The organism is Flavobacterium sp. AK-301, from assembly GCF_058310215.1.
Map to the genome: position 1 here is coordinate 1 of NZ_JBZEES010000020.1, position 8,440 is coordinate 8,440.

Genomic DNA, 8,440 nt, shown 5'->3' on the forward strand with positions numbered 1-8,440 from the left:
TGCGTCAGGATTTCCTGATGGATTTCCAGATCAGAATAATTCACTGGTTTGTTATACATAGGGATACGTATAACTACTTTTTTTTCAATATTTTTATTTAGAGTTGCGATCATACTTGATAGTATTATAAATTAAAGGAACAGAGCCGAAGATTTATTTTTTGTTTATTTCAGAGACTAGTCTCTTTAGATATGTGATTCCTGAGAAATTAAGATTTTTGGCTGCTATCTTCATTTCTATTGTTATAGGTGTTTCTGTAGTGCTTCTGTAGCTTTCTTTGTAATAAACGTAATACCCTTTTGTCCGTCTATGGTTAATTTTGCTAAAAAACTCATAATTTGTAGGTTTGATTATTATAAAGAAAGGAGTTAAAAGGAGGTATAGAACTATACCTCCTTTTATAGTACAAAAAGGGTCTGTGGTTAAAATGGAGTTCTGAACTTATTGATATGCTGTGAATAACAGCTCATCTGAGTTACAATGCCCCATTCCAAAATAACGTTTTTGTTGAATTATACCCAGTTGTTTTCGAAATCACCACCACCCATCTGAATCTTTTTAGAAGAGATCGTGAACGTTTCTGTTAAAGGATTTTTCCCAACGGAATCAAAATTCTCTTTGTACTTTACCATGTAGGCTTCTGTGAATTTTAATTCTTTCAGAGTGGCATCGGTATCACGTTTGCTGTAAACGATGGATCCGTCTTTTCTTTCGAAATTGTTGGTCATCCATTCAAACAATTCTGTACCGCCTGTAGATTCTACTTCGATTACAATTCTACCTCCTCTTGTTACGGATGAAGGTCTTCCTGTAGCGTCTGTTTCTTGTGCCAGATCATAACTTACATTTAAGATAGTGTAATCTTTACCGCCTACTTTTAATTTTGCTAAAAAACTCATAATTTTATTTATTTAAATATTTATTTATACGTCAATATTATAATATAATTATGATAAAAACAAATATAATTTGTGTTTTATATGATTAAAATATGATATTATTAGGTTAATATTGTTTAAAAATATAATTTTATTAATGTATTTTTTTGTGTTTTTTAAAAAAAGGCAGGTATATTTAATTTTTAATTAAAAAACATGTTAATTATAATGGTAAATGGTAAAAATAAAGAGGTTTCGTAAATATAATATTGTGTTTGTGTCTTTTTAGCAGGAATAAGCATGTGAAGAGTTGATAGTTATTAATTAAAAATACCACTCCGTCCGCAAAGCGGACACTCCTCCGGAGGAGGGGAATTTTCACGAAAAGATTTTTCAAAAAACTATCAATTATTAACTGTAAAATATCAACTATTGTTACAGTCCTAATTCCCGGATTGCAATTTCTCTCATTTCTATTTTTCGTACTTTCCCTGTGATGGTAATCGGGAAGGTATCTACGAATTTCCAGACTTTAGGAATTTTATAGTAGGCGATTCGAGAGTGGCAGAAATCATGCAATTCTTCTTGTGTAACGGATTTTCCTGATTTGAGTTTAATCCACGCCATGATCTCTTCTCCGTATTTTGGATCGGGGATGCCAATAACCTGAACATCTTCAATGGCGATATGTGTGTATAAGAATTCTTCTATTTCTCTGGGAGAGATATTTTCTCCTCCACGAATGATAATGTCTTTTATACGTCCGGAAATTTTCACATAACCTTCTTCATCCATTACTGCTTCGTCTCCGGTATGCATCCATCGGGCATCATTCAGTACTTTATCCGTTTCGGTTTTATTGTTCCAGTATTTTAACATTACGGAATAACCACGTGTGCATAATTCGCCGACAATACCGCGGGGAACGATTTGCTGTGTTTTCGGATTAATGATTTTTACTTCCAGATGATCTTGAACGGTACCTACGGTACTGACTTGTTTATCTAATGGTGTTCCTATTTTGGTTTGTAATGAAACGGGAGAAGTTTCGGTCATACCGTAACATACGGAGACTTCTTTCATATACATTTTTTTCTGAACCTGTTTCATTATTTCAACAGGGCAGGGGGAACCTGCCATTACTCCGGTACGTAATGTACTGAGATCGTAATCATTGAAATCGGGTAATTGTAATTCGGCTATAAACATAGTTGGAACACCATACAGAGAGGTGCATTTTTCTGTTTCGACTGCTTTCAGGGTTGCTTGTGGGTCAAATATTTCTCCGGGAATAACCATGCAGGCACCGTGGGAGGTACAACAGATATTTCCGATTACCATTCCAAAACAATGATAGAACGGAACGGGGATACAGACTCTGTCGTTTTCAGTATATTTTAATCGTTTTCCTATGAAATAACCATTATTTAGAATATTATGGTGTGACAGAGTTGCTCCTTTTGGGGCTCCGGTTGTTCCGGAAGTGTACTGTATGTTTACAGGATCGTCAAATTGTACGAGGATTTCTCTGTTTTCTAGTTCCTCATCTGTTACGGTATCTCCCAGTTCTGAAAAATTGTCCCAGTCCTGATCCAGATAGATTACTTTTTGAAGTTCAGGGCATCGGTCTTTTATTTCATTTACCATGGTTTTATAATCACTGTTCCTGAAGATTAGGGAAGAGATCAGTACTTTTACTCCGGATTGATTTAAAGCATATTCCAGTTCGGAAGTACGATAGGCGGGATTAATATTTACGAGAATAAGACCGATTCTGGCGGTTGCGTACTGGAGTAGAACCCATTCAAAACGATTAGGTGCCCAGATTCCAACACGATCTCCACTTTTTAGATTTAATACCATCAGGCTTTTTGCAATGACTGATGTTTGTTCCCAAAGCTCCTTGTAAGTCACTCTGTAATTCTGACTGATACACACAAGGGCTTCCCGATCAGGAAAACGTTGTACTGTTTGCTGTAAATTCTGTCCGATTGTTTCTCCTAAAAGGGGGATAGGGGAAGTGCCGTTCAGATATGATATTTTCGAATTCATTTTTTATATATAACTGTATTCCTGGTCTGATTTTTCTTTTTTTGCTTTGTTTTCTGCTTCTGCTGCGCGTAATTCAATACGTCTGATTTTTCCGCTGATTGTTTTGGGCAGTTCAGATACAAATTCGATAATACGAGGCATTTTATAAGGAGCCAGATTTTTTCTTGAAAAGGCGAATATATCATTGGCAAGCTGTTCTGTCGGAAGATAGTTTTCAGCCAGAATAATAAAGGCTTTTACTTCATATCCTTTTATCGGGTGAGGACTGCCTACAACTGCGGATTCTACAACTGCGGGATGTTCTAAAAGGATACTTTCTACTTCAAAAGGACCTACTCGATAATCGGAAGCTTTTATAACATCATCGTCTCTTCCTACAAACCATACATAGCCTTCTTCGTCTTTATAGGCTTTGTCACCTGTGTAATATAGACCATGTTTAAAAACGGCTTCTTTTTTTTCAGGATCTCCCAGATATTCTGAAAAGATACCATTAGGGATTTCTGTGGTGGTTTTTACTGTAATGTTTCCCTCTTCGTCGGTAGGGAGTTCATTGCCCTGATCGTCAGCAATCATAACTTCATAGAGAAAAGTAGGTTTTCCCATGGAGCCGAATTTAATTCTGGTGTTGGGTAAATTAGCAATGATACAAGTGCTTTCCGTTTGTCCGAAACCGTCTCGAATGGTTAGTCCGGTTCCTTTTTTCCAGATCTCGATTATTTCGGGATTTAATGGTTCACCTGCGGCAACGCATTGACGGATATGTAACTGACAGGCTTTCAGATCTTCTTGAATGAGCATTCGTAAAACGGTCGGGGGAGCACAAAAAGTGGTTATTTTATATTTTTCCAGCATTTTTAGTTGATCTTTTGCCTGAAATTTACCTATGGGACTGAAAGAGAAAATAGTAGCTCCCATATTCCAGGGTGCGAAGAAATTACTCCAGGCAAATTTAGCCCATCCGGGTTGAGAAATATTATAATGTATGTCTTCTTCTTTTAATCCAATCCATGAGGCAGTGGTTAAGTGTCCGAACGGATAGCTGAAGTGGGTATGTGTTACTACTTTTGGCATTCCGGTTGTACCGGATGTGAAGAATAAAAATAAAGGATCATCGGGTTGTGTTTGTGTTGCTTTTGCAACATCGGATTCTTTTCTGATTTCTTCATAAGAGATCCATCCGTTTTTTGTTCCGTTAACAATGATTTTTAAAGGGACGTATTTTCCGGCAAGTTCTTCTGCTTCATCTATTTTATCTGCATTTTCAGAATCTGAAATTACGACTTTGGGTAATAGTTTTCCAAAGCGGTATACAATATCATGAACTCCGAGAATAGTAGCAGCAGGAATCAGCCTGAAACCTCCTTTTATGGCTACCAGATGCGTTAGCCAGTTAGCAGGTAACAGAGGTAACTGCATAAAAAGTACATCATTTTTTTTTATATCGTGATTCCTTAAAAAATTAAGGAACTGATTGCTTTCTTTACTTATTTCGGCAAATGTGAATTGTTCTGTTTTTTGTCCGTCTGTCCAGATCAGTGCGTTTTTTTCGGGATGATCTTTTAGGTTAATGTTTTCAAAAACTTCTTCTGCCCAGTTAAAGGTTTTTGGTTTCTGAAATTTTAGTTGATTCAGTTTATCAAACTTTTCTTCTGAGATAAGTTGACGAACTTCTCTGAAAGTATGTTCCATGATTTAGTTGTTTTTTGTGGTAGCTATACAAACATACAAAACTATTTTTATTGTTTTTTAGATGATTGGATTTTTAGATGGTTCGATCATATATCTAATATTATTCGCCTCTGTTTCGTCTGACGATAGTGTTTTTTTATAATCAAAACTTTAGGATTTTTCAAAATGTGCTGTAAATTCTTTTGATATTTATTATGGATTTTAGCAAATGAAACAATTATTTACATTTAGTGACTTTAGTATAAGTATAGTAAATATTTTACCTTTAAAACAAGGACTTTCCTTATGTTATATTCTAATAAAGCGTATTTTTATAGAATACAGTCTATAAATTTTCTTAATTTTATTAGTTTGTTCAATTTATATTCGTTAATATTATCCTAATTACTTTGATGCTTTTAGATCAAAAAAATATAACCTAAATCTATACAATTTAATGAAAAAATCAATTTTAATTACGGTAGTGTCTTTATTTATACTCTCAATTTACTCTTGTAGTGTAGATGAAATAGACAGACCACAAACACGAAGTGTAACGATTCCAGTAGGATCGGAATCAATTGCACCGATAACAAAAGTAAACGCAAAAATTTTGACAAAGACAATTACAGATACTTTATCACAGAAGAAAGAAAATAAAGTAATTATGGTAGATGGTCCTGGAAATCAAGGAGCTGATATACCAGTTCAAAAATAAAAGTTTATAATTATTCTAATATTATTTTCTCATTGTCTCAAATACCAAATGATTTTTATTTAAACGCACTTTGTGCCTAATAAAAAAGGATTTTGAAGAAAATAATTTGTATCATTTTTATTTTTACCCTTGCAATAAGTTGTAAGGATAAAAAGAACACGAATATTCAGACAAACCAAATGCCTGACAGTTTATTCTTGTATTTAACTAAAGCAAAGAATACAGCCTTGCTACGCACTGAGCGTGTAAAACTTATTCAAAGAGCTTCAGTATTTGTTTTGAAACAAAAACAGGATTCTTTATCTCTAAAAAATCTATTTCAGGTTGCTAATCAATATTATAATATAGGTGAAATGAATGCTTATAAATCTATAGTCTTGGTAATAGAACAAAGAGTTTCTCTTTCTAAAGATAGTGCTAGCATGGCAAAAGCAAATGAATATTTAGGAGACTATTATAAAAATAAGATTAGTAATGATAGTGCTTATCTATATTATTCTAAAGCCGGAAAAATATACACACAGCTTAGTGATAAAGAGAATGTAGGAAGAATATATTTAAATAAGGCTTTCCTTTATTATAATGAGGGTGATATTTTGCATTCTCAGATTTCAGCTTTTAAAGCCTTAACTTATTATGATAATAAAAATAAACAAGATACCTATAGAATATATAATCTTCTTGGGATAACCTTTAATGAACTACAAAATTATGATAGTGCTATTAGTTATCATAATAAGGCGTTAAAAGTAATAAAGGATACTACTACGTATAATGGAAGATTGTCCAAGACAAATAGTTTAAATAATTTGGGAGTAGTTTATCAAAATCAAGGAAAAAATCAAGAAGCAATTTCTTATTTCAAAATAGCTCTAAACGAAAAGGACTTATATAAAAATACGGCTTTTCTTTATGCTATGTTACTGGATAATTTAGCTTATTCTCAATTAAAACTAAAAGACTATTCTCAGTTACCTCAATTATTTTATATAGCCTTATCCATTAGAGATAGTTTACAAAATATTCAAGGGCTTATTGTTAATAAAAGACATTTATCAGAATATTATCAGGGTCAGAAAGATAACGCAAAAGCGATTCAATTTGCACAGGAAGCGTATGCCCTTGCAAAAGAAAAAGATATTGATCCCCGAAACATATTACTTTCATTAGAACAATTAAGAAAAGTTGACCCATCAAAAGAGGTTGCTTACCTCTCCGAATACGTGAAAATCTCAGATAGCCTTAAAACAATAGAACCTTTGTTGCCTAATAAACTAGTTCAGGCTCAATATGAAGCCGAAGAACTAATTCTTGAAAAAACGAAGTTAGAAAAGGGTAAAAAGAATTTAATAATTGGGTTTATCAGTTTAGTTTCATTGTTAGTTATTCTTCTTTTAATTAGAGATTCTTTTGCAAAAAAGAAAGAATCCAAACTAAAGCTGGAAGCAATGCAACAAAAAGCAAATGAAGAGCTTTATAAATCAATATTGGAGCAACAATATAAACTGGAAACAGGCAGAGAGCTTGAAAAAAAACGCATTGCACAAGAGCTACACGATGGTATTATCAATCAACTGGTTAGCATTCGTTATAATTTGCATGCTTTACATGATGAACTGCAAACCGCAACTATAAAAGAATGTATCGCTTATGTTGATGCCATTCAGGATGTAGAACAGGAAATTACCGCTATTGCCCGTGATATGGTTGATACTAAATTTACAAAAGAATACAATTTTCAAATTATTTTGCAAACGCTACTCGAAGAACAAAAAAGTATTTCAGAAACAAAATTTATACTTATTTCCGATTTTTTAATTCAATGGCATACCGTAGCCAGTAGTATTAAGATACATTTGTATCGTATTATACAAGAGGGGTTACAAAACATCCATAAATACGCACAGGCTAATCGGGGTATTGTCCGGATTATTAAAGAGAACAATCAGCTTATTGTTAGTATTGAAGATAACGGCGTTGGGTTTGATCTTGAAAAAAAACGAAAAGGAATTGGATTAAAAAACATGAAATCCAGAGTAGAGAAATTAAAAGGAACATTTGAAATCGTTTCTAATTCAAAACAGGGGACTACACTAGTATTTAGTATTCCATTATGAAAACATAAAAAATAATGAAATCACTGTTAAACATTCTTATCATAGACGATCATCCTTCTACTGTTAAAGGATATAAAAGGATGCTTCGTTCCGTTTCTAATTATACACTGGACATAAAAACAGCTTATAGTTGCAAAAAAGCATTTAACATTATCACTGATACAAGACTTTATCCCACTTTTGATTTGATAATTCTTGACAGAAGCATGCCTTCATATGAAAACCAGAGTATCAATTCAGGAGAAGATTTGGTTGTGTTAATAAGAGAATACCGTCCGAAAAGCAAAATAATGATGCTAACCTCTCATACAGAAGCCTTTATATTGTATAATATTGTAAAAAAAATAACTCCGGAAGGGTTATTAATAAAAAGTGATTTTAAAACTAAGGAATTTGTGCAGGTTTTTGATTCTATCATCAATGGGAATACCTATCAAAGTATTACAGTAAAAAATAGTATACGCAAGATTATTGAGAGCTCTATATTTATGGACTCTATAAATCGTCAAATTATATCTCTTATCGTTCAGGGAGTGCATACTAAAAATATAGTAAACTATATCCCTTTTTCTATCAGCTCAATAGAAGCCAGAAAGGCGAAAATAAAAGAAGCTTTAGGTTGTGAAAAAGCAACAGATCAGGCGTTAATCACAGCAATGAAAGAGCTTGGATTTTTATAAAAAAAGAGCATATCCCACCCTCTAATATCCTTTATTTCAATTTAGTCAGTCATACCTGTTATTTTTAACATTTACCAAGGTAATACCTTTTTTTTCAGGGTTGTTGAAAATATATCTTTGTCTTATATACGTGTACAACAAGATATAAAATAAGACAAAAACCAGAAATATGATTAAAAAATTATTTAAACAAATTCTTTTGAATTTATGTTTGATTTTCATTGCACATCAAACGTATGCTCAGGAGATAAGAATTACAGGAAAAGTAATTTCGGAAGCAGATGGATTTCCGCTTCCCGGAGCAACTGTAGTAGTTAAAGAAAC

6 protein-coding genes are annotated in these 8,440 nt (G+C 33.1%); 3 read left to right on the forward strand and 3 right to left on the reverse strand.

Annotated features, from left to right (window positions below; genetic code table 11):
• Window positions 1-512 precede the first annotated feature (512 nt).
• The 3 genes from tssD to AC4FQX_RS14915 all read right to left on the reverse strand — a co-directional run bounded on the left by tssD (window position 513) and on the right by AC4FQX_RS14915 (window position 4,622).
• The gene (tssD, locus tag AC4FQX_RS14905; RefSeq protein WP_491168517.1) at window positions 513-899 is read right to left on the reverse strand and encodes a type VI secretion system tube protein TssD; all 387 of its coding nucleotides are present in this window, start codon (window positions 897-899) and stop codon (window positions 513-515) included.
• 414 nt (window positions 900-1,313) lie between these two features.
• On the reverse strand, window positions 1,314-2,930 hold the full coding sequence (locus AC4FQX_RS14910) for an AMP-binding protein (RefSeq protein ID WP_491168518.1): 1,617 nt from the start codon (window positions 2,928-2,930) through the stop codon (window positions 1,314-1,316).
• A gap of 3 nt (window positions 2,931-2,933) precedes the next feature.
• Complete coding sequence (locus AC4FQX_RS14915) at window positions 2,934-4,622, reverse strand: acetate--CoA ligase (protein ID WP_491168519.1); 1,689 nt, start codon at window positions 4,620-4,622, stop codon at window positions 2,934-2,936.
• 436 nt (window positions 4,623-5,058) lie between these two features.
• On the opposite strand from AC4FQX_RS14915, the gene AC4FQX_RS14920 reads away from it, so the two are divergent.
• The 3 genes from AC4FQX_RS14920 to AC4FQX_RS14930 all read left to right on the forward strand — a co-directional run bounded on the left by AC4FQX_RS14920 (window position 5,059) and on the right by AC4FQX_RS14930 (window position 8,116).
• Window positions 5,059-5,319 carry a hypothetical protein gene (locus tag AC4FQX_RS14920; protein ID WP_491168520.1) on the forward strand — a complete coding sequence of 87 codons (261 nt, stop codon included), beginning with the start codon at window positions 5,059-5,061 and terminating at the stop codon, window positions 5,317-5,319.
• Between the two features lie 92 nt (window positions 5,320-5,411).
• Window positions 5,412-7,436, forward strand: coding sequence for a tetratricopeptide repeat-containing sensor histidine kinase (locus tag AC4FQX_RS14925; RefSeq protein WP_491168521.1), 2,025 nt, complete (start codon window positions 5,412-5,414; stop codon window positions 7,434-7,436).
• Window positions 7,437-7,450: 14 nt separating this feature from the next.
• Window positions 7,451-8,116, forward strand: a complete 666-nt coding sequence (locus AC4FQX_RS14930) for a response regulator (RefSeq protein WP_491168522.1) — start codon at window positions 7,451-7,453, stop codon at window positions 8,114-8,116.
• Window positions 8,117-8,440 lie beyond the last annotated feature (324 nt).

Bases quoted from the DNA above. Each gene is read 5' to 3' on its own strand.
- tssD (WP_491168517.1), bottom strand. From the start codon at position 899: ATGAGTTTTTTAGCAAAATTAAAAGTAGGCGGTAAAGATTACACTATC.
- AC4FQX_RS14910 (WP_491168518.1), bottom strand. From the start codon at position 2,930: ATGAATTCGAAAATATCATATCTGAACGGCACTTCCCCTATCCCCCTT.
- AC4FQX_RS14915 (WP_491168519.1), bottom strand. From the start codon at position 4,622: ATGGAACATACTTTCAGAGAAGTTCGTCAACTTATCTCAGAAGAAAAG.
- AC4FQX_RS14920 (WP_491168520.1), top strand. From the start codon at position 5,059: ATGAAAAAATCAATTTTAATTACGGTAGTGTCTTTATTTATACTCTCA.
- AC4FQX_RS14930 (WP_491168522.1), top strand. From the start codon at position 7,451: ATGAAATCACTGTTAAACATTCTTATCATAGACGATCATCCTTCTACT.